The following is a 20,604-nucleotide window of genomic DNA, read 5'->3' as shown; positions in this document are numbered from 1 at the left end:
GCGGAAGTAATTTTACTGCATAGGAGGTGCAGTTATGGAATCGGCAAGGATACTGGTGGCTATGAGTAATGAAGGTTCAACAAACAAGCTTAAAGCCGTATTGGTTGCAAGTGGATACCAGGTCATTGATCAGGCTAATAATGCAAATGATGCCTTAAGAAAACTGGTTAATTTGAGACCGGACCTTGCTGTCCTGGAATATGATTTGTCACCACAAAACAGTATTGAAGTAGCAAAAATAGCTATGGAAGATAAGTTGTGCAATGTTATTCTTATAGCAAGCAATGAGCAAAAAGGGTCAATAGAATATTTAAAATCGGAATATGATATTGTAGTTGTTGCAAAGCCACTTCATAGGGATACCTTTTTAAGTACGGTTGACCTTGTAATAAAGAACAGAAAAAAGGTAATGATGCTTGAAAAGGAAATAGAAGATCTTAAGGATACTCTTGATACAAGAAAAGAAGTGGAACAGGCCAAAGGACATTTGATGAAGCATTTGAATTTATCTGAAGAACAGGCATTTAGAATGATTCAAAAACAGAGCATGAATCGCGGTATAAAGATGAAGGAAATAGCTAAAGCGATTAATCTGACATATAATTTGTAAAGTTAATATTGTTGAAAAAGTTGTTTAGAGATGGTTTTTGCAGCAGCAATTTACCATCTCTTTTCTTATGTCATGTGAACCTATAAGCTGTTGAAAAGTGTTATTCCAAGTGGTATATTTAATTTTATACAAAATAGGGATATTATAGATAAAGTTGCTTTTGGGCAAGATAAAAGAATAGTGTTAATGGAATAGGAGGAATAGATATGGCATTGGTTGTATCAAATGTTGTTAAAAAGTTTGGTGATAAAACTGCTGTTGATAATATTAGCTTTGAGATAAAAGAACCAGGGGTTTTTGGCTTACTGGGAACTAACGGAGCAGGTAAGACCACTACAATTAGGATGATTCTTGGCATATTGGATAAAGACGGTGGAAGAATTGAATGGAATGGTAAGCCTGTTACCAGGGAGAGTGTTGCGTTTGGATATTTGCCTGAAGAACGAGGAATATATCCTAAGATTAAGGTGCAGGAACAGATTATGTATTTTGCAAAGCTAAGGGGAGTTGATGCAAAAACTGCTAAGGCCAATTTTGAGTATTTGTGTGAACGGCTTGGGGTTTCTGAATATGCTAAGACGGTAGCAGACCACCTGTCAAAAGGGAATCAGCAAAAAATTCAACTAATTGCAGCATTAATCCACGACCCGGAGCTTATTATTCTTGATGAGCCATTTAGTGGTCTTGATCCGGTTAATACAAATCTTTTGAAAAATGTTATCTATGAGCTTGTTGAGAAAGGAAAGTACATAGTAATGTCAAGCCACCAAATGCAGGCAGTAGAAGAGTATTGCCGGGATATTGTCATCCTCGAAAGTGGGAAGTCAGTAATTAAGGGGAATTTAAAAGAAATTAAACGAGGATATGGAAGAACCAACCTGTTTGTAAGCTGTGAAACTGAAATAGATGGATTGATTAGAGAACAAGGGATCAAGCTGGAATCAAAAACAGCAACGGGATACGAATTAAAAATCAAGTCGGATGAGGAGGCTCACCAGCTCCTTGAATCAATTATTAAACAAAAAATAAAGATTGATAAGTTTGAGATAAGAGAGCCATCTTTGCATGAGATATTCGTAGATAAGGTAGGTGCCTAAGGATGAAGGAATTTTTGACGGTTTTAGCATTTACATTTAAAGAAAATGCCCGCAAGAAGGTGTTTGTCATATCCAGTATAATTACGATTCTGCTGGTAGTTTTGTCAATCGGTATACCGGCCATAGTTTTTCGCCTTGATAAAATTGAAACGGCTTCTGATGTACAAACTGAAGATGAAAATAAGAAAAGCACATTGTATATTGTTGATCCAAAAGGAATTCTAAATAATGATTTTTCTGAGATTTCCAAACTTTATGGAGAATATGATTTCAAAATAGAGAATCAATCCAGGATAGAAAGTCTTAAAGAAATGGTTGGTAAAGACGATGGAAAGTTCTTAGTGGTGATTGGAAGCAGTGGGGGAGTACCAAGTCTTAATTACTTTGTCAAAAAGTCAGGTGATGGACTGGATGTAAATAATTTTAGCCGTAGTATTAAATCTATTTTCGTGGGAAGACTTTTGAAGAATGCCGGGGTATCTGATGATGTTACCAAAATAGCTTTAAGCGATATAACGGTTAATGTGGAAGAATTACAAGGAAATACAATGAGAAATTATATAATGACTTTCATCATAGTAACATTGATATTTTTAGCAATTTACTTTTACAGTTATGGGGTTTCCATGTCGGTAGCATCAGAAAAGACATCAAGAGTAATGGAGATTCTTTTAACATCAACCAAGCCTTCTAAAATTATTTTGGGAAAAAGTGCTGCAATGGGTTTGCTTGGGTTGTGTCAATTTGCATCAGTAATTATTGCAGGAATTATGACATATACTTTTGTTTTTCCAAGCGATTTTAAAATAGACAAAGAATTTGTAGACTTTTCAAGTTTGACGCCATATATGCTTATAATGGTTTTAATGTATTTTTTGTTGGGATACTCGCTGTATGCAATGATAAATGCAGTTGCAGGAGCTACAGTAAGCAAAGCAGAGGATATTAATTCGGCACTTATACCAATCTCAATAATAACTTTAGTAGTGTATTATGCAGCCTTTGGTGCACTAAGTCAACCTGAAGGACAATATGCCCGAATAATATCGATAATTCCTTTCTCATCGCCATTAGCTATGCCTTGCAGATTGATGATGTCTGAAGTGCCTGTTGGTGATATGATAGCTTCCATAGCTACTTTGATTATTACAATTTTCCTTTTATCATGGCTATCCATTAAAATATATTCGAATGCGGTGCTTCACTATGGCAGAAGGTTGAAGATAGGCGACCTTTTTAAATTTTCACGGTAATATTTTTGTAGAAATGATTTCTGTGCTTTATATAGTGCTATAGAGTTATAGGCAAAAAAAGCCCCGTGACATTCCATTTTAGACGGGTGAATGTAACGGGATATTAGGGGAGTAATTTTAAATTGTTCGGGTATTATATCGAATTAAAATCTAAAAGACTTTAGTGTTTTTTAAAATAAATTTAAATTTTTTTAAATTTATTTTAGAATGCTGTGGGAAAAACATTTATTTACAAATTAACATAATGTAATTAAATGTATAAAATGGAACTTAATTATGAAATTTGTCGGGGTTGTTTGGAAATAATATACTGACAAACTATATTATAAGAGGATTGCCCAAATGCAAGGTGCTTATACAGTTAAAATAATAAAAAAGTTTTGGTATACATAAAGTGGGGTATACTAATTTTGGAAATAACAGAGTTATCCACATGTGAAACAAGCTAAAATAAGTTATTCACAGAATTGTCCACACTATCCACAGGTTTTATATACACAAAACACATGTTTTGTGAAATAAATGTGGGAAATGTGTGGAAAATAATTTACTTAAATTTAGCATTTGCTAAAAATAAAGAAGGATTTGTTATATAGGCGTCGAATTAATATTCTTACAAATATTTTTACCTGTTTAATTTTTTTTATTGCATCGACTGGTTCTGAAAGTATAAAAACTATGGAGGTGTAAATTTATTTTAATTTATAAGTGTTAGGATTAAGCTTTTTAGGGGTAAAAATATTAAAGAAGTATTTTTAGACAAGCAGGATAATTCGAATAGAATTATGCTTGTCATAGACAGAAAGGGGCTGTGGCTTATATGAGATTTATTGTTACAGGAAAAAACATTGAAGTGACTGATGCATTGAGGGAAAAAGCAATCAAGAAGGTTGGAAAAATCGAAAAGTTTTTCAACAAGAACACCGAAGCTCACATAACTATGAGTGTGCAGAAGAACAGGCAGATAGTAGAAGTAACAATACCGTTTAAAGGTGGCCTTCTTAGAGCACAAGAGGAAAATGATGATATGTATGCTTCGATTGACAAGGTAGTTGATAGTCTCGAAGGTCAAATAAGAAGAAATAAAACTAAAATTCAAAGAAAGTACCATGAAAGCGACTTAAGTTTTGATAGTGTCAATTTTGAAGATCATGAGGATGAAGTAAATGATTTTAAAGTTGTACGATCCAAAAAGTTTTCAATAAAGCCTATGACTATTGAGGAGGCGATTCTACAGATGAATATGTTGGGACATGAGTTTTTCATGTTTTCCAATTCCGAAACAATGGAGGCAAATGTAGTTTATCGAAGAAAAGACGGAAATTATGGCTTAATTGAGCCAGATATCTAAATCGATTTTTAATCGGAAAATTAAATATATATTTGTAATATGTTTTGATTTTGACTATAATATTAAATGCCGGGATTAAGGTCTCGGCATTTAATATTGTCATCATGTGGCAGGCGCTAAAACTACGGACTAAAGTTTAAGAGAGGTTTGTACTATGGATTTATTGAACGGGCTTAACAATGAACAGAGGGAAGCGGTATTGCATGTGGATGGACCACTGCTAATATTAGCTGGTGCAGGCAGCGGAAAGACCAGAGTTCTTACAAATAGAATTGCATATTTAATTAAGGAGAAGGGTGTTTACCCTTCAAGTATATTGGCTATTACATTTACAAACAAGGCAGCCAAAGAGATGCGTGAAAGAATTGATAAGCTGGTGGAAAATGTAAGTGACAGCATGTGGGTTAGTACTTTCCACTCATTGTGCGTTAGGATATTGAGAAAGGACATTGAAAAGCTTGACTATGACAGAAGCTTTGCTATTTTTGATTACACAGATCAGCAGACTGTTGTAAAAGACTGTTTGAAGGAATTAAACTTAAATGAAAAAAACTATCCGCCAAAGTCAATGCTTGAGATGATAGGAAGAGCCAAGGATGAACTGATTGATCCGGTTACATATGGAAAGATGTATGCTGCGGATTTTAGAATGGCAAAGGTGGCTAAAATATATGAACTGTATCAGAAGAAGCTGAAACAAAACAACGCCGTAGACTTTGACGATATTATAATGCTGACTATAAAGCTGTTTTCCAATTATCCGGATGTTTTGGACTATTATCAGAGAAAATTCAAATATATACTTGTGGATGAATACCAGGATACAAATAGTGCACAGTATTCATTGATAAGTATGCTTTCACAAAGAAGCAGGAATTTATGTGTTGTTGGTGACGATGACCAATCGATTTACGGTTGGAGAGGTGCGAACATACGTAATATACTGGATTTTGAAAAGGAATTCAGTGGTTGTAAGACAATAAAACTTGAGCAGAACTACAGGTCAACCCAGACTATTCTTGATGCTGCAAACTGCGTCATTAAAAATAATTATGGCAGGAAAAACAAGAGTCTTTGGACTGAAAATAAAGGCGGGGAAAAGATACGGCATTGTGAGTGTTCGAATGAGCATGAAGAAGCGTATTTTATTGCAAATGAGATAAAGAAGCTGAGCACTATAAAGGACATGCAGTATAAGGACTTTGCAATTCTTTACAGAGTAAATGCAATGTCCCGTGTTGTGGAAGAAATGCTCATAAAGGAAGGAATTGCATATAAAATATTTGGAGGCCTGAAGTTCTATGACAGAAAGGAAATAAAGGACCTTATTGCATACCTCCGTTTGATTCAGAATCCTTCCGACAATATAAGCCTAAAGAGGAGCATAAATGAGCCGAAGAGAGGTATCGGAACGACTACAATAGAAACGGCAGAAAGACTAGCCAACAGCAAAGGCGTAAGTATTTTTTCAATTATATCTTCTGCATCGGAAATACCTGATTTGGCCAGAGCAGCTTCCAAGCTTGAAGGTTTTGTGGCTATGATATCAAGGCTGCGTATACTTAAGGAATCAATGAAGGTGTCGGAGTTGATACAGGAAGTGATAGAACAGTCCGGCATACAGAGAAGCTATGAGGAAGAAGATACTATTGAAGCTCAGTCAAGGATTGAAAATATAAAGGAATTAGTATCCGTTGCACTGGAATTTGAAGCAAAAAATGAAGAGCAGAGTCTTGAGGATTTTCTTGCTAATGTATCGCTTGTTGCGGATATAGATAACATGGACGAAAATGGTGATTATGTAGTCTTGATGACTCTTCACAGTGCAAAAGGGCTGGAGTTTCCCGTTGTATTTATGGTGGGAATGGAAGAGGGAATTTTCCCGGGCTACCGTTCGATGTCCGACGAGAGTGAACTGGAAGAAGAGCGCAGGTTGTGCTATGTTGGTATCACCAGAGCAAAGCAAAAGCTTTATTTGACAAATACATTTACCAGAACGTTGTTTGGTAACACTACATATAATAAGATGTCCAGATTTTTGAAGGAGATTCCTCCTGAACTGTTGGAAGGTAATGAAAAGAAGGAGCCAATGACTTCAAAAAAACCTGTGAATAAAAATGTGAGTGCTGGAAGTACAGGAAGTTTTAGTGCTCCGTCAAGCTTTAGAACGTCAACGTTTACTGATGTTAGTAAGCCCAAAACTGCGGCCGCGAATTTCAGCATAGGAGATCAAGTTGAACACAAGAAATTCGGAGTTGGGGTCATAACCAATGTTGAAAAGGAAAATGATGATTACAAACTGGAGATACACTTCAAAGGTGCAGGGATGAAAAGGCTGATGGCTGCATTTGCTAATTTATCTAAAATAGGATAGAATTTTTAAGGATAAACCCTAAGTCCGTTGGATTTGGGGTTTTGTTTTTTACATCAATTTACATACATCAAAATAAAACAAATTGGCATTGACTAATTATCCAAAAAGTAGTATCGTCGTTATGAATAAAATATTAAAACTTGCACAGCTGTATAAAATCCTTCAACAAATATTTGGAAATTTTATTTAAAGGAGATGATTCAATGAATTTCAAAAAAGTTAAGTTTTTGTTTATACTGGCAATGTTCGTTGAGTTATCTATTGCGGTATTATTTCCACAAATCAATGTAATGCCCTTGCCTACTAATCTAAAAGTTGTTAAACAAGGCAGTGATATATATATATCTTATAGATACCTTAGACATACTGATATGCATCTGGGAATTGGAAAATGCGGTATAAATAATATGATGAATATAAAAGCAATATATTTGGATACTAACTATTCTCGTGAAATATCACCTTGGGTTACAAAGAGATCCGTACCTTTTATGGAGGCGTGTTCAGATTGGATAGGTCCATATGCTGTAAAATCCCTGGAAAATGATGACGGCGGAAAATTCTCTTTTACCGGTGGTTGGCACGGTAACAAGGTTAACGGAAAGCTGGAGCCAACTGCAAAAACAGAAAATTTTACAGTTGAGATAGATGGCAAGGAATTAGTGGATAATAGAGTATATGATTGTGAAAGTCTTGAGATAACAGCGACTAATTATATTCAAGGATATAATACTAAGAAAATAAAATCATATGTGTTAAAAGAGGTTGTAAAATATAAAATCACACATAATAAAGTTGATATTGAATTGGTTTCTACTGCATTGGAAAAAGTTTTATTGCAAAGGTATTACGGATTACAGACTCAAGATACTTCTTGCAAAAGAATTGAATATAGTAATGGTATTTCTTCTGTTTGCGGAAAAGATTCAGACTCTGGTCCTTATAATAAAAACAATATTGCAAATTCTCTCACACTCATATCAAAAAATAATTCATATAAGATTGTTGCGTCAATTGAAACTGGTTATGGACTAGGTAATTTTGAAAATTTACAAAACGATAAGCCCACAATATTTACTGAAGAATATGGGAAAACATATTTCAATATGGTAAATGGTATTGATAAAATAATTAATAAAGGCGACTCTATTAAGTGGAAGGGCAGCTATGAATTCAAATAAAAGAAATTTAAGTGTATGAGGTGAACGATGTTAAAGTTTGTGGGGAGTCTTGCTGATAAAATTAAGGCTTGGTATATTATAGCCTTTGGCGCAGTTTTATTGTTATTGTCATTTGTAAATGTTATACGAATAGATAAGAAATTTTATGGCTACGCTGTTCTTTATTTACTTTTGATATTTTTCTCTTCCTTATTGATATTTAAAATTAAGAGAAAGCGAGTATTCTTAATTGGGTTAATCTTATTATCGTTATCATTAAGACTAATTTGGATATTTCTAGTGAAAACAGAACCTACATCTGATTTCAGCCTGTTGAATACAGCTGCAAATTTGATTTTGGAAGGAAAACTTTCTGCACTAAAGGGAATAGAGTACTTTAATGTATGGGTGTATCAATTGGGATTTTCCATATATTGTTCGTGTTTATACTTCTTGTTTGGGAGTAATATTCTTGTTGTAAAGTTTCTTAACGTACTTTTTTCAACCGGAACTGTAGTATTGATATATTTTATAGCTTTAAAAATCTTTAATGACAAGGCTGCACGTATTTCAAGCTTGCTTTATGCAATTTATATACAGTCGATTGTTTTTAATTCGATGCTTACAAACCAAGTAATCTCTGCATTTTTTGTATATCTTGGTTTATTAATAATTACATATAAGAGTGGATGGGGATTTTATGTGCTTTCAGGAATTTCAATGGCAATTGGACATATCATGAGACCTGAAGGCAATTTTGCACTATATATTATTGTAATTGCTATTGTTTTTAATAGTATTTTTAATTTTATCAAGAACAAGGAATTAACTAATAAAAATGGAGAAAAGAAACCATCGGATTTTATTTCAATTATATCTAAGGCTGCGGTTATATTATTAACATTTAATATAGTGGTCCAATTGTTTGGATACTCGTTGAAAGCGTTTGATATAACAGAATATAATTTTGGGAATCGCAATGTTTACTGGAAGTTTGTTGTAGGACTGAATCACTCTACAAATGGCGGGTACTCAAATGAAGATGCAAAAATTCTTGATAAATACCCGGTTGGTGATGAGCTATACCGGATTGAAAAGGATATAATTCGTGAAAGACTTGAAAATAAATATGAATTGGCTATATTGGCAATTAAAAAATTCAATATTATGTGGACTCATAGTGATAGTACTATTCAATTTATATCTCCCGGAACAGATCTAACATCAAATGAAATAGATTACCTTGTTGGGCTGGAAAAAATTCAATATGCATTAATGCTATTGTTTGCTGGCTTGACGATGTTTTTGATTATAAAAAGCAAAAACGGCAATTTACATTTATATATTATAACGTTGCTTATATCAGGATATTTTGCGATATATTTGCTTATAGAAATTCAAACCAGGTATAGATATTTTATAGTACCAGCATTTTTTATTCTTTCCGGCTTTAGTTTGTCTAAGGCTACGGATTCTATAGGAAAATTCGCAAGATCTCTTCGGCAAAAAAACTTTTCGAAAGGTTAAGGATATATTCAGCAATAGCATAGGGATTGGCATCAGTGGTCCAATCCTTGTAAGCAAGACGGAGTTATACAAGAAGGAATGAGGCAAAAACATGGACTTGATAAATTTAGTGAAGAGCAAGAATTTAAAATATCCGTTAATTGGAATTGCTTTTGTGGTTATGTCACAACTGATTATTATGTATGATCCCCTGTCTTATGAATCAAAGAGAATGGCTATATACCTTTTTACGATATTACCTGGGGCAGTAATTATTATCTCATCGTTTTTTCTTTCAAGGGATAAGAAGATTTTTAAGTTTATATCATTTTTATGTATAGGTATATTTATGCTGGGAATTTTAAGAGGATGCATTGGACTAGGGTGGGAAACTTCAGGGCCATTTAGTGACATAAAATATTACGAATATATTTTAAGAGAAAATGGATACCCGAAATCTAAAGTGCTGAACCACTTTCCAAAATCAATACCCAGTAGTGCAATAAATGTGAAAATGTGCTACGGAAGAGGATTTTTACAAGCATCAACATCCTTAATATTAAGAATGGGGCTGAGTTATAAGGAATTTAATGATGTCCTTTTAAAGTATAAAATAGATGAAAGCTCATTACCTAAGGAAAAAAAGGATGTAAATAGAAAGGAGTTTGGTAGTGGTAAGCTTCAATCACAAATAGCGGATTATTCGGATATATTTATATTTGATAAACATATTGATGTATTTCCGGATGATTTTTATTTCAGGGAATTAGATAGCAATAGCATAATTGCTGTAAGTTTACCAAGAAAAGAAGTCCTATATTGGTATAATGGAGGTCAATAGAGTAATGTTTTTGCATGAAATGTTGATAAAAAAGGAGTTATAATTTTTTTGTTGATTTCATACCAATTGTCGAATAAAATAATAGTATAAGATTTTGTTAAATTTAATATCACTTGAGGAATTTTAACAATTTAAGCCCCCTAAGAAATGATTACAATTCGAATATATTATAATAGGTCTGAATTGTTAAAAGTGTAGAGACATCTTTGATTTCAACTTTAGTAAGTTTCAAATAAATAAAAAAATATTAAAAGGGGAGAGAGATTTTATGAAAAAAACGAAAAGAGTTGTTTCGTTAGCTGTTGCACTAATGATTCTTTTGTTGTGTTGTTTCTCAACAAACACTGGAAACAAAGTGAAAGCTGCCGACACAAACACTGATGACTGGTTGCATTGTGAAGGCGACAAGGTTCTGGACATGTATGGAAATGAAGTATGGCTTACAGGTGCCAACTGGTTTGGTTTTAACTGCAGCGAAAATTGTTTCCATGGTGCATGGTATGATGTTAAGGGTATTCTGAACAGCATAGCTGATAGAGGTATAGGATTTTTAAGAATACCTATTTCTACAGAACTTCTATATAGCTGGATGAGTGGAAAGCCAAATCCAGTTTCAAGCGTAACAGCAACTAATAAGCCTCCGTATACTGTTGTTAACCCTGATTTTGTTGATCCTTCAACTGGTGAAGTTAGAAACAGTATGGAGATATTTGATATTATAATGGGTTACTGTAAAGAGCTCGGAATAAAGGTAATGGTTGACATACATAGTCCTGATGCAAATAACTCGGGACACAACTACGAATTATGGTATGGAAAAGAAGCAAAAACTACAGGTGTAGTTACTACAGATATGTGGATAGATACATTAGCATGGTTAGCAGAAAAATATAAAAACGATGATACTATATTAGCATTAGACTTAAAAAATGAGCCGCACGGAAAGCGTGGATATACTGGAACTTGCCCTGCTACTATGGCAAAATGGGACAATTCTACAGATGAAAACAATTGGAAATATGCTTCTGAAAAATGTGCAAAGGCAATACTTGCTGCAAACCCTAACTTATTGATAATGATTGAAGGTATTGAACAATATCCTAAAACTGAAAAAGGTTATACATGTGATACACCAGATATTTGGGGAGCAAGTGGAGATGCTGCTCCATGGTATCCGGCATGGTGGGGTGGAAACCTTAGAGGTGTAAAAGACTATCCTGTTGATTTAGGTTCACTAAACAAGCAGATAGTTTATTCACCACATGATTACGGTCCTTCAGTTTATGCACAAACATGGTTTGAAAAGGATTTTACAACACAAACACTTTTGGATGATTACTGGTATGATAGCTGGGCATATATTGATGACAAAAAAATTGCACCACTTTTAATTGGTGAGTGGGGCGGACACATGGATGGAGGAAAGAACCAGAAGTGGATGGAACTGCTCAGAGATTACATGATTAAAAATCGTATTAATCATACATTCTGGTGTATAAATCCAAATTCGGGTGATACCGGAGGATTGATCGGAAACGATTGGTCAACATGGGATGAAAGTAAATATGGATTATTGGAAAAGGCATTGTGGCAAACATCAAGCGGCAAATATATAAGTCTTGACCATCAAGTGGCACTTGGTAAAAATGGTATTTCATTAGGAGCATATTTGGGTATGCCACAAGTTACATCAGAATCAACACCTACACCTACAGTGAAACCTGTTACTCCTACACCAACAAAAAATACAACTACTCCAACGCAAACAGCAACAGGATTCGTTCGTGGAGATGTTAATGGAGATGGTGCATTTAATTCAATTGATTTTGGGTTAGCCAGGATGAATATTTTAGGAATATTTGTAAGTGGAAATTTTAACTCAGAAGCATTGGATATGGATGGCAACGGAAAGATTAATTCAATTGATTTTGCGATAATGAGAATGATACTTCTAGGTCAAGATGTAAGTGGATTGATAGGGTCAAGTCCAGTATAATTATAGCAAATTAAGTTTCAATAGATAAAAGTCCCCTTATTTTGATTAAACCAAAATAAGGGGATTTTTTGTTTGACAAATTGCCATACTTATACTATAATATTTTTAATTCATTAATTTACAACTTTAATGTAGTAAAGTGATAAAGTGAGGTGCGGAAATTGACTAAGTGGAAAATCTATACGCCTGAAGGTGTTCAGGATGTACTTGTAAATGAATGCTTTGTTAAAAGGAATCTTGAAGAGAAGATAAGAAAAGTATTTCGAAGTTCGGGATTTTATGAAGTTGAAACTCCAATAGTTGAGTTTTATGATGCTTTTCTTGCAGAGGATGGTATTACTGCGCAGGAGACGATGTTCAAGTTTTTTGACCAGCAGGGACGTATATTAGTTTTAAGACCGGAAATTACTATTCCAATAGCAAGGCTTGCAGCAACTAAATATAAGGATGTCAGTCATCCGTTGAGATTCTGCTATATAGGGAATACATTTAACTATAAGGAATTAGGCGGAGGAAAGCAAAAGGAATTTACCCAGGCGGGTGTTGAACTGATGGGGATAAATTCGCCGGAGGCTGATGCTGAGGTGATTGCAACTGCAATTAATGCAGTCAGGGCATCGGGTTTGGAAAGCTTCCAGATAGACATAGGACAGGTGGATTTCTTCAAAGGATTGATGGAAGAGACCGGATTGTCGGCTGAAGAAACCGAGCAAATGAGGGTGCTTATAGATAGAAAGGATTACCTGGCGGTAGAGGAACTGGTAAAGACACATAACATCAGGGAAGACCTGAAGGAGCTTGTTTTAAGTCTTCCAAGATTGTTTGGATCGCTGGATGTAATTGATAGTGTTGAAAAGTATTCGCTTAACAAGAAATCAATTAATGCTCTTGAAAACTTGAGAAGAGTAATCAAGATACTTGATGATTACGGACTTAGTAAATATGTATCTATAGATCTTGGAATGGTACAGAGCTTGAATTATTATACAGGCATTATATTCAGAGGCTTTACATATGGAGCAGGATTCCCAATTTTAAGCGGCGGTAGATACGACAAGCTGGTTGAAAAGTTTGGTAAAGTGAGCCCTGCAACGGGTTTTTCATTAGGAATAAACATGATTATGATGGCTCTCGACCGTCAGAAGATTGAGTCAGAAAAGCCTTCAATTGACAGTCTTATCTGTTATAGGGAAGAAGGCAGAAAAACTGCGTTTAGGGTTTGTCAGGCTTTAAGGGATCAGGGATTGGTAGTTGAAATTGATGTTACAGGGAATGGAATGGAAGATGTGAAGGAATACGCAAGAACAAAGGGAATTGGCGGAGTAATAAGCATTCTTGATGATCAGCGTATCGAAGTCCATAACATTGAAAAGCACGAAACTTCAACTGTAACTATAGATGAGCTGTTAGGGAGGTAAATATGAGGTATTTAACTATTGCGTTATCAAAAGGAAGACTTACAGAGCTTTCTGTTGAACTATTTGAAGCTATAGGGCTGGATTGTACTGAACTTAAAGGTTCGTCAAGAAAACTTATTCTAACTGATGAGAAGAACAAGATAAAGTTTTTCCTTGCAAAGCCAAGCGATGTACCTACTTATGTAGAATATGGTGCAGCAGATATAGGGATTGTGGGTAAGGATACCCTTTTAGAGGAGGGAAGACATCTCTACGAGGTGCTAAACTTAGGATTTGCTGCATGCAGAATGGTAGTAGCAGGGCCTGTTGAACTTCAGGGAAAGCTCGACCAATTCAATAACAAAAGGGTAGCTACTAAGTATCCTAAAATTGCCAGGGAATACTTTGAACATAAAAGAAGAGAATCAATAGAAGTAATCAAATTGAATGGCTCTGTAGAACTTGCACCACTTGTTGGACTATCGGAAGTAATAGTAGATCTGGTTGAAAGCGGCAGGACACTTAAGGAAAATGGTCTGGTAGTGCTAGAGCATATCGCAGATATAAGTGCAAGGCTTGTTGTAAACAGAGTGAGCATGAAGATGGAAAGTGAACGTATAAACAAAATAGTTGATGGCATAAGAAAAGAACTGGAGAAGAGGTGACAATGCTATGATACAGTTTATAGACTTGAGATCAAATAAAGACAGTGATATTTTTAATAAATTGGCTGCAAGAAGTCAGATTGAATATGGAGACATACAAAATAAAGTTGCAGATATAGTTAATAACGTTAAAAAGAACGGAGACAAGCCCGTTTTAGAATATACAAATATGTTTGACAAGGTTGAGCTTTGTCCGGATAATTTGTTGGTATCTCAGGTTGAGATAGAGGAAGCATATGAAAAGGTTGACAAGGAGCTCATTGAAGTAATTAAGAGGGCTAGAAAGAATATAGCGCAGTTTCACGAAAAACAGCTTGAAAAATCCTGGTTTACGACAGGTGAGGATGGCGTTATATTGGGACAGCTTTACAACCCAATTGAAGTGGTAGGTATATATTCTCCAGGTGGAACAGCAGCTTATCCTTCATCGGTTCTTATGAATGCCGTACCCGCAAAGGTTGCTGGTGTAAGCAGGATAGTGATGGTGACACCTCCCGGAGGTGCTAACGGGATCAATCCGGCTATACTTGTAGCAGCAAACGAAGCAGGCGTAAATGAGATATATAGAGTTGGCGGGGCGCAGGCGGTAGCTGCAGTGGCTTTTGGAACGCAGTCCATACCAAAGGTGGATAAGATTGTAGGTCCCGGCAACATATATGTGGCAATGGCAAAAAGAATGGTTTATGGGTACTGTGATATTGACATGATTGCTGGACCAAGTGAAATAATGGTTGTTGCAGATGATACTGCAAATCCAAGATTTGTAGCTGCAGATATGCTTTCACAGGCAGAACACGATGCAATTGCATCCTCCATTCTGGTAACAACTTCTGAAAGATTGGCCAGTGAGGTACAAAAGGAGTTGGAAGTCCAGCTTAACGTGCTGCCGAGAAAGGAAATAGCAGAGAAGTCCTTAAAGGATTTTGGAGCAATTATAGTTGTTGATGACATTGATAGCGCAATAAATGTTGCAAACAAGATAGCACCTGAGCATTTGGAACTTTGCGTAAACGAACCTTTTGGCCTAATAAGCTATATAAAGAACGCTGGAGCTGTTTTCCTGGGAAATTACTCATCAGAGCCTTTAGGTGATTATTTTGCAGGGCCAAACCATGTTCTGCCTACAAGCGGAACAGCGAGATTCTTCTCACCGCTGAATATTTCTGAATTTATGAAGAAATCAAGTATTATATCTTATTCTAAAAAGGCTTTGCAGCAGGTAAAAGATGATGTAATAATGTTTGCTGAGGCTGAAGGCCTTAAAGCACATGCAAATGCAATCAGAGTGAGGTTTGAGTAGAGTTAGGAAAGGGGAACATTTAAATGATAAAAGATTTAATCAGATCCGAGTTTAAGGAGTTTATTCCATACAATGCAAATCAGGTACCATATAGAGTTAAACTTGATGCAAATGAAAGCCCTTTTGAACTTCCAATAAAGGTAAGAAAGCAACTCGCAGACATAATTATGGAAGGACCTTCTTTGTACCTTTATCCAGATACCGATTCCATTGAACTTAGAAAGACTTTATCAGCATACTGGGGTGTTGATATGGAAGGTATTGTCGTAGGAACAGGTTCAGACCAGTTGATACAGGTGCTTGTTAATACGTTTGTGGGCAAAGGAGAGAAAGTAATATGTCCTACACCTTCATTCAGCATGTATAAACTTGATACAATAATTGGAGGGGGAACCGCTGTTGAAGTGCCTCTAAAGGAAGAAAATAACTTTGCGTATGAGATTGATGAATTCATAGATAAAGCTAAAAGTGAAGCAGCAAAATTAGTAGTTCTTTGTACGCCAAACAATCCTACCGGTAATTTGCTTGCGTTAAAGGATATTGAGAAGATTTGTTCCATGTGCCCAAAGACCGTAATAGTTATTGATGAGGCGTATGCAGAGTTCGCTGGGGAGTCGGCTGTAACACTTTTGCCTAAGTTTGAAAACCTTATTGTGCTTCGTACATTTTCAAAGGCTTATGGCCTTGCAGGCATCCGCTGCGGGTACTCCCTAAGCGGTAAAGAGATGGCCAATGAGATTAACAAGGTAAGACCTCCATATAATATAAGTTCTTTATCACAACTGGTTGCAAAGCTGGTTTTCGAAGATAGGGAAGAAATAGAGGCACAGATTAAATATTTGATTGAGCAGAGGGAGTATTTATGTGCAGAACTCGAGAAAATTAATAATGTATCCGTTCTTCCTTCTGGAGCAAACTATATTCTTGTAAAGTTGCCTGATGCAAAAACGGTTGCGAAAGAACTTGAGAAAAGGGGCGTACTAGTGAGAAGCTTTGGTGATGCTCCTGTACTAGGCAAGTATATTAGAATCAGTGTAGGTAATAAGGAACAAAACGATGTCCTGCTTGAAGAACTTAAGAGTATCATGAATTAGAACATTATAGCAGTTAAATCAGGCATTAAAAATATAAATTACATGTTGAGATTTTTTATAGAATTGGTAGAATTAAAAGGCTTGTTCTGTTATAATAAAAAATGTTTAATACGATGTGTTCGGAGGCAGCTAAAGAATGGAAAGAAAATCTCAAATCAGTAGAAAAACCGGTGAAACGGATATAACGCTATGTATAGATCTTGATGGTTCCGGCAAGAGCAAAGTTAATACCGGAGTTGGCTTCCTTGATCATATGCTGGACCTGTTTACAAGACATGGTTTGTTTGACCTGGAAGTTAAAGCACAGGGAGACCTTCATGTTGATGCCCATCACACCGTTGAAGATGTGGGAATTGTATTGGGGCAGGCTTTAAAAGAAGCTTTGGGAGACAAGAAGTCCATAAAAAGGTACGGTTCTTCATTTGTTCCCATGGATGAAGCATTGGCACTTGTTGCGATGGACTTGAGTGGAAGACCTTTTCTGGTTTTTGACGCAGAACTTCCGGCTCAAAAACTTGGAAATATGGAAACTGAACTGGTTGAGGAATTTTTTAGAGCAGTTGCTTTTAATGCAGGTATGAACTTACATATCAAGGTTTTTTACGGGAACAATACACATCATATTATTGAAGCTATTTTTAAAGCTTTCGGAAGGGCACTGGATCAGGCGGTACTTATAGACAGCAGGATTGAAGGTGTAATGTCTACGAAAGGAACTTTATAATAAATAAAATTTGTAGGAGTGTAAGAGAGCTATGTTAATAAACGATACCGATTTTATTAAATTACCGCTGCATATCAAGGGTAAGGTCAGAAACGTTTACGATTTGGGAGATAAGATATTAATTATTGTTACTGACAGGATTTCTGCCTTTGATGTGGTTTTTCCAAATTTGATACCTAATAAGGGAAAAGTACTTAACAGCATTTCCGAGTTCTGGTTTAACTACACAAAAGACATTGTTGGCAACCATGTTATTACCACAGATGTGAGCCAATATCCGGAAGGATTGTCTCAGTTTAAGGAAGAACTCCAGGGCAGGTCTATGCTGGTTAAAAAAATAAAGATGGTGGAAGCAGAATGTATAGTCAGAGGATACCTTGAAGGTTCCGGACTCAAAGACTATAAAGCTACAGGCAGTATTTGCGGCATAAAGCTTCCAGAGGGTTTAAGACAGGGGGACAAACTTCCTGAACCGATCTTTACTCCATCAACAAAGGCTTCAGAAGGACATGACCAAAATGTCAGCTTTGAAGAGCTTTGCAAAGAAATAGGAACTGATCTTGCTAACCAGCTTAAGGAAACAAGTATTGCTTTGTACAATAAGGCAAGCAAATATGCTGAAAGCAAAGGAATTATCCTTGCAGATACCAAATTTGAATTCGGTCTTGAAGACGGCAAACTGGTAGTTGCTGATGAAATGTTTACTCCAGACTCATCAAGATTCTGGGATATGAACGAATACGAACCTGGACGTCCACAAAAAAGCTTTGACAAGCAGTTCCTGAGGGAATACATTGAATCGACAGATTGGGATAAAAAGCCACCAGCTCCAGTATTACCGGATGATGTAATTCGAAACACCGAGCTTAAATATATAGAAGCATATGAACGTTTGACTGGCAAAAAATTAGATTAATAATAGACACTCCCATTAATAATATTATTGGGAGTGTATGTTGTTTAAGGAATTTGAGAATTTTCTTGGTTTGGAGTGAAAAGAATTGATTGCTGTTATAGATTATGAAGTAGGGAACTTAAGAAGCGTTGAAAAAGCCTTACATTTTATTGGTTGTGAAGCAGAGGTGTCTTCTGACAGGGATTTCATTCTTAATGCAGATGCAGTAGTACTACCTGGAGTAGGTGCATTTGCAGATGCTATGGAAAAACTTGAAAAGCGTGGGCTGATAGATGTTATCAAAACTGTCATAGAAAGCGGTAAACCTTTCCTGGGTATATGCCTTGGCATGCAGCTTTTGTTTGAGCACAGCGAAGAGGGAGGCGAGAATGTTCAAGGCTTGAACATTCTTAAAGGAGCAATCCGCCAGATTCCTAAAGACATGAACTTAAAGGTACCCCATATGGGATGGAACCTGCTTGATATAAAGGGTAATTCCCCGTTGCTTAGTGGGTTGTCACAAAATCCATATGTTTATTTTGTGCATTCCTATTACCTGGATACATCCGATAAAGATATTGTAATAGCAGAAACCAGCTATGGTATTACTTTCTCGGTTGCTGTCCAGAAAGGGAACGTGTTTGCAACCCAATTTCACCCTGAAAAAAGTGGAGAAGTCGGGCTTGAGATCTTAAGAAATTTTGCTAAGGTAGTAAAGGGATAGAGCTTATGTACTCTTATTTATTATACAGGAGGTTTAATTAAATGATTATTTATCCTGCGGTGGATGTAAGAGAAGGAAAATGCGTAAGACTTACACAAGGTGAATTCAACAAGGAGACTGTTTATTCTGACAACCCTGTAGAAATGGCACTTAGATGGGAAAAGGCGGGTGCACAGTATTTGCATGTGGTTGATTTGGATGGAGCCAGGACAGGAAAAGCACAAAATATTGCTGTTATCAGCGAAATGGCAGTAAAAATGGGTATACCGGTTCAAGTAGGCGGAGGAATCCGCACTATCGAAATGATCGAGACTATTTTGTGCAAAGGTATTGAACGAGTAATACTGGGAACTTCAGCAGTTAAGGATCCAGAACTTGTAAAACGCGCACTTAAAACTTTTGAAAACAATGTTGTTATAGGCATAGATGCGAAAGATGGTATGGTTGCCATTGAAGGATGGGAAAAAACAAGCGAATTTACAGCAGTAAGTTTTGCAAAAAAAATGGAAGAGTTAGGTGCCAAAACAATTATATACACAGATATATCAAGAGATGGCATGCTGACTGGACCAAACCTTAAAGCTATGGAAGAAATGGTTAAAGCCGTTAACATTGACATAATAGCTTCCGGCGGGGTTGGCAAGCTGGAAGACATTAAAAACCTCAAAGAGGTTGGCGTATCCGGCGCAATAGTTGGAAGAGCTTTATACACAGGAGATGTAGATTTGAAGCAAGCTATAGAGATAGCACGATAATAAGCAAGCTATTAATAAGTCCAGCGGTAAAATGTCAATACCAAATTGGAAATAAATTTAGAAATATTGATGATATTTTACCGGTTTTGAGCATAAAAAGGCATCACCTATTAAGCCTACCAAAGTAAGTTTGTAAATATGGTAGGATATGGTTAACCAAATGGAAATTAATCTCCTTTTGGTGGAATATAAAGTCGATTGCTATGCAGCAGTGCATAGACAAGTCGAACGAATTTTCTGGCAGTTAATGCAAGTGCCCTTTTATGAGCTGTTTTTGGGGTTTGGCTATATTTTAATTCATAGAAGCGTTTTAACTCGTGATCGTGCAATCTCACTTTGTTAGTTGCTTCCATGAAGTAGTAACGCAAATAACGGTTACCAAACTTAATTAATTTAGTATTTGAAGCCGTAAAGTTTCCTGATTGGTGTTTTGTCCAGGAAATACCCGCAAATTTAGCTAATGCAGCATGATCTTTGAAACGATGAATATCACCAATTTCTGCTATTATTCCGGCAGAGTATACAGGGCCGATTCCTTTGATAGAGGTTAAAGGATTAGGAATAAGTTTAATTTGTTCCTCAATAGCCTTATCAAAGATTTTGAGCTGTTCCTTATAAGCTTTTATAGCCGAAAAAGACACAGCAAGTACCTGATTTACTGAATGAGTAACCGTTTTGGGAAGACGGTATGAACTTCTTGCAGCTTTCTGAAGAGTGGCTGCAATTTCATCAGGATTATCAAAGCAGAAAATACCTTTTTTGCTGATAAAGTTTTTTTGTTTCTCATTTTTTTTTTTTTTAAATTCATCAACAGAAAAAAATTCTTCAATAATGCTGCTGGATGTAGCACCAAATGTATCTG

Annotated in this window: 18 protein-coding genes; 17 read left to right on the top strand and 1 reads right to left on the bottom strand. The window is 35.9% G+C overall.

Going from position 1 to position 20,604, the window contains the following annotated elements:
• The first annotated feature begins 34 nt into the window (after positions 1-34).
• The 17 genes from ACECE_RS0209395 to hisA all read left to right on the top strand — a co-directional run bounded on the left by ACECE_RS0209395 (position 35) and on the right by hisA (position 19,742).
• A complete protein-coding gene (locus ACECE_RS0209395; RefSeq protein ID WP_010680956.1) occupies positions 35-610 on the top strand; it encodes an ANTAR domain-containing response regulator in 576 nt (191 codons plus the stop codon).
• A gap of 206 nt (positions 611-816) precedes the next feature.
• The gene (locus ACECE_RS0209390; protein ID WP_010680955.1) at positions 817-1,707 is read left to right on the top strand and encodes an ABC transporter ATP-binding protein; all 891 of its coding nucleotides are present in this window, start codon (positions 817-819) and stop codon (positions 1,705-1,707) included.
• A gap of 2 nt (positions 1,708-1,709) precedes the next feature.
• A complete protein-coding gene (locus ACECE_RS0209385) occupies positions 1,710-2,960 on the top strand; it encodes an ABC transporter permease (RefSeq protein WP_010680954.1) in 1,251 nt (416 codons plus the stop codon).
• Between the two features lie 820 nt (positions 2,961-3,780).
• Positions 3,781-4,311 carry a ribosome hibernation-promoting factor, HPF/YfiA family gene (gene hpf, locus ACECE_RS0209380; RefSeq protein WP_010680953.1) on the top strand — a complete coding sequence of 177 codons (531 nt, stop codon included), beginning with the start codon at positions 3,781-3,783 and terminating at the stop codon, positions 4,309-4,311.
• 154 nt (positions 4,312-4,465) lie between these two features.
• Positions 4,466-6,685, top strand: coding sequence for a DNA helicase PcrA (pcrA, locus tag ACECE_RS0209375; protein ID WP_010680952.1), 2,220 nt, complete (start codon positions 4,466-4,468; stop codon positions 6,683-6,685).
• A 203-nt stretch (positions 6,686-6,888) separates the two neighbouring features.
• Complete coding sequence (locus ACECE_RS0209370; protein WP_010680951.1) at positions 6,889-7,866, top strand: hypothetical protein; 978 nt, start codon at positions 6,889-6,891, stop codon at positions 7,864-7,866.
• A gap of 279 nt (positions 7,867-8,145) precedes the next feature.
• A complete protein-coding gene (locus tag ACECE_RS0209365) occupies positions 8,146-9,372 on the top strand; it encodes an ArnT family glycosyltransferase (protein ID WP_235715929.1) in 1,227 nt (408 codons plus the stop codon).
• Between the two features lie 91 nt (positions 9,373-9,463).
• Positions 9,464-10,192, top strand: a complete 729-nt coding sequence (locus ACECE_RS0209360; RefSeq protein WP_010680949.1) for a hypothetical protein — start codon at positions 9,464-9,466, stop codon at positions 10,190-10,192.
• A gap of 268 nt (positions 10,193-10,460) precedes the next feature.
• On the top strand, positions 10,461-12,188 hold the full coding sequence (locus tag ACECE_RS0209355; protein ID WP_010680948.1) for a cellulase family glycosylhydrolase: 1,728 nt from the start codon (positions 10,461-10,463) through the stop codon (positions 12,186-12,188).
• 161 nt (positions 12,189-12,349) lie between these two features.
• Positions 12,350-13,606, top strand: a complete 1,257-nt coding sequence (gene hisZ / locus ACECE_RS0209350) for an ATP phosphoribosyltransferase regulatory subunit (protein ID WP_010680947.1) — start codon at positions 12,350-12,352, stop codon at positions 13,604-13,606.
• 2 nt (positions 13,607-13,608) lie between these two features.
• Positions 13,609-14,250, top strand: coding sequence for an ATP phosphoribosyltransferase (hisG, locus tag ACECE_RS0209345; protein ID WP_010680946.1), 642 nt, complete (start codon positions 13,609-13,611; stop codon positions 14,248-14,250).
• A gap of 7 nt (positions 14,251-14,257) precedes the next feature.
• Entirely contained in the window at positions 14,258-15,550 is a 1,293-nt protein-coding gene (hisD, locus tag ACECE_RS0209340) for a histidinol dehydrogenase (RefSeq protein ID WP_010680945.1), read from the top strand.
• Between the two features lie 23 nt (positions 15,551-15,573).
• Complete coding sequence (hisC, locus tag ACECE_RS0209335; RefSeq protein WP_010680944.1) at positions 15,574-16,644, top strand: histidinol-phosphate transaminase; 1,071 nt, start codon at positions 15,574-15,576, stop codon at positions 16,642-16,644.
• Positions 16,645-16,780: 136 nt separating this feature from the next.
• On the top strand, positions 16,781-17,368 hold the full coding sequence (gene hisB / locus ACECE_RS0209330) for an imidazoleglycerol-phosphate dehydratase HisB (protein ID WP_010680943.1): 588 nt from the start codon (positions 16,781-16,783) through the stop codon (positions 17,366-17,368).
• Positions 17,369-17,399: 31 nt separating this feature from the next.
• Positions 17,400-18,284 (top strand): phosphoribosylaminoimidazolesuccinocarboxamide synthase, encoded by an 885-nt coding sequence (locus tag ACECE_RS0209325; protein WP_010680942.1) that lies wholly within the window; start codon positions 17,400-17,402, stop codon positions 18,282-18,284.
• Positions 18,285-18,369: 85 nt separating this feature from the next.
• Complete coding sequence (hisH, locus tag ACECE_RS0209320) at positions 18,370-18,987, top strand: imidazole glycerol phosphate synthase subunit HisH (RefSeq protein WP_010680941.1); 618 nt, start codon at positions 18,370-18,372, stop codon at positions 18,985-18,987.
• Between the two features lie 41 nt (positions 18,988-19,028).
• Positions 19,029-19,742 carry a 1-(5-phosphoribosyl)-5-[(5-phosphoribosylamino)methylideneamino]imidazole-4-carboxamide isomerase gene (gene hisA / locus ACECE_RS0209315; protein ID WP_010680940.1) on the top strand — a complete coding sequence of 238 codons (714 nt, stop codon included), beginning with the start codon at positions 19,029-19,031 and terminating at the stop codon, positions 19,740-19,742.
• Between the two features lie 167 nt (positions 19,743-19,909).
• Here the strand turns inward: hisA and ACECE_RS27075 are convergent.
• A partial coding sequence (locus ACECE_RS27075; RefSeq protein WP_010680939.1) for an IS110 family transposase occupies positions 19,910-20,604 on the bottom strand: 695 nt, incomplete at its 5' end.

The sequence above is a fragment of the Acetivibrio cellulolyticus CD2 genome, from assembly GCF_000179595.2.
GTDB lineage: Bacteria > Bacillota > Clostridia > Acetivibrionales > Acetivibrionaceae > Acetivibrio > Acetivibrio cellulolyticus.
The sequence above is the reverse complement of the archived record's forward strand: the minus strand, read 5'-3'. Positions and strand labels throughout refer to the sequence as shown.

Excerpts from the sequence above, each read along its gene's own strand:
- pcrA (WP_010680952.1), top strand. The coding sequence starts at position 4,466 with ATGGATTTATTGAACGGGCTTAACAATGAACAGAGGGAAGCGGTATTG.
- ACECE_RS0209385 (WP_010680954.1), top strand. The coding sequence starts at position 1,710 with ATGAAGGAATTTTTGACGGTTTTAGCATTTACATTTAAAGAAAATGCC.
- hisB (WP_010680943.1), top strand. The coding sequence starts at position 16,781 with ATGGAAAGAAAATCTCAAATCAGTAGAAAAACCGGTGAAACGGATATA.
- hisG (WP_010680946.1), top strand. The coding sequence starts at position 13,609 with ATGAGGTATTTAACTATTGCGTTATCAAAAGGAAGACTTACAGAGCTT.
- ACECE_RS0209370 (WP_010680951.1), top strand. The coding sequence starts at position 6,889 with ATGAATTTCAAAAAAGTTAAGTTTTTGTTTATACTGGCAATGTTCGTT.
- ACECE_RS0209355 (WP_010680948.1), top strand. The coding sequence starts at position 10,461 with ATGAAAAAAACGAAAAGAGTTGTTTCGTTAGCTGTTGCACTAATGATT.
- ACECE_RS0209325 (WP_010680942.1), top strand. The coding sequence starts at position 17,400 with ATGTTAATAAACGATACCGATTTTATTAAATTACCGCTGCATATCAAG.
- hisC (WP_010680944.1), top strand. The coding sequence starts at position 15,574 with ATGATAAAAGATTTAATCAGATCCGAGTTTAAGGAGTTTATTCCATAC.
- ACECE_RS0209390 (WP_010680955.1), top strand. The coding sequence starts at position 817 with ATGGCATTGGTTGTATCAAATGTTGTTAAAAAGTTTGGTGATAAAACT.
- hpf (WP_010680953.1), top strand. The coding sequence starts at position 3,781 with ATGAGATTTATTGTTACAGGAAAAAACATTGAAGTGACTGATGCATTG.
- ACECE_RS0209395 (WP_010680956.1), top strand. The coding sequence starts at position 35 with ATGGAATCGGCAAGGATACTGGTGGCTATGAGTAATGAAGGTTCAACA.
- ACECE_RS0209360 (WP_010680949.1), top strand. The coding sequence starts at position 9,464 with ATGGACTTGATAAATTTAGTGAAGAGCAAGAATTTAAAATATCCGTTA.
- hisA (WP_010680940.1), top strand. The coding sequence starts at position 19,029 with ATGATTATTTATCCTGCGGTGGATGTAAGAGAAGGAAAATGCGTAAGA.
- hisD (WP_010680945.1), top strand. The coding sequence starts at position 14,258 with ATGATACAGTTTATAGACTTGAGATCAAATAAAGACAGTGATATTTTT.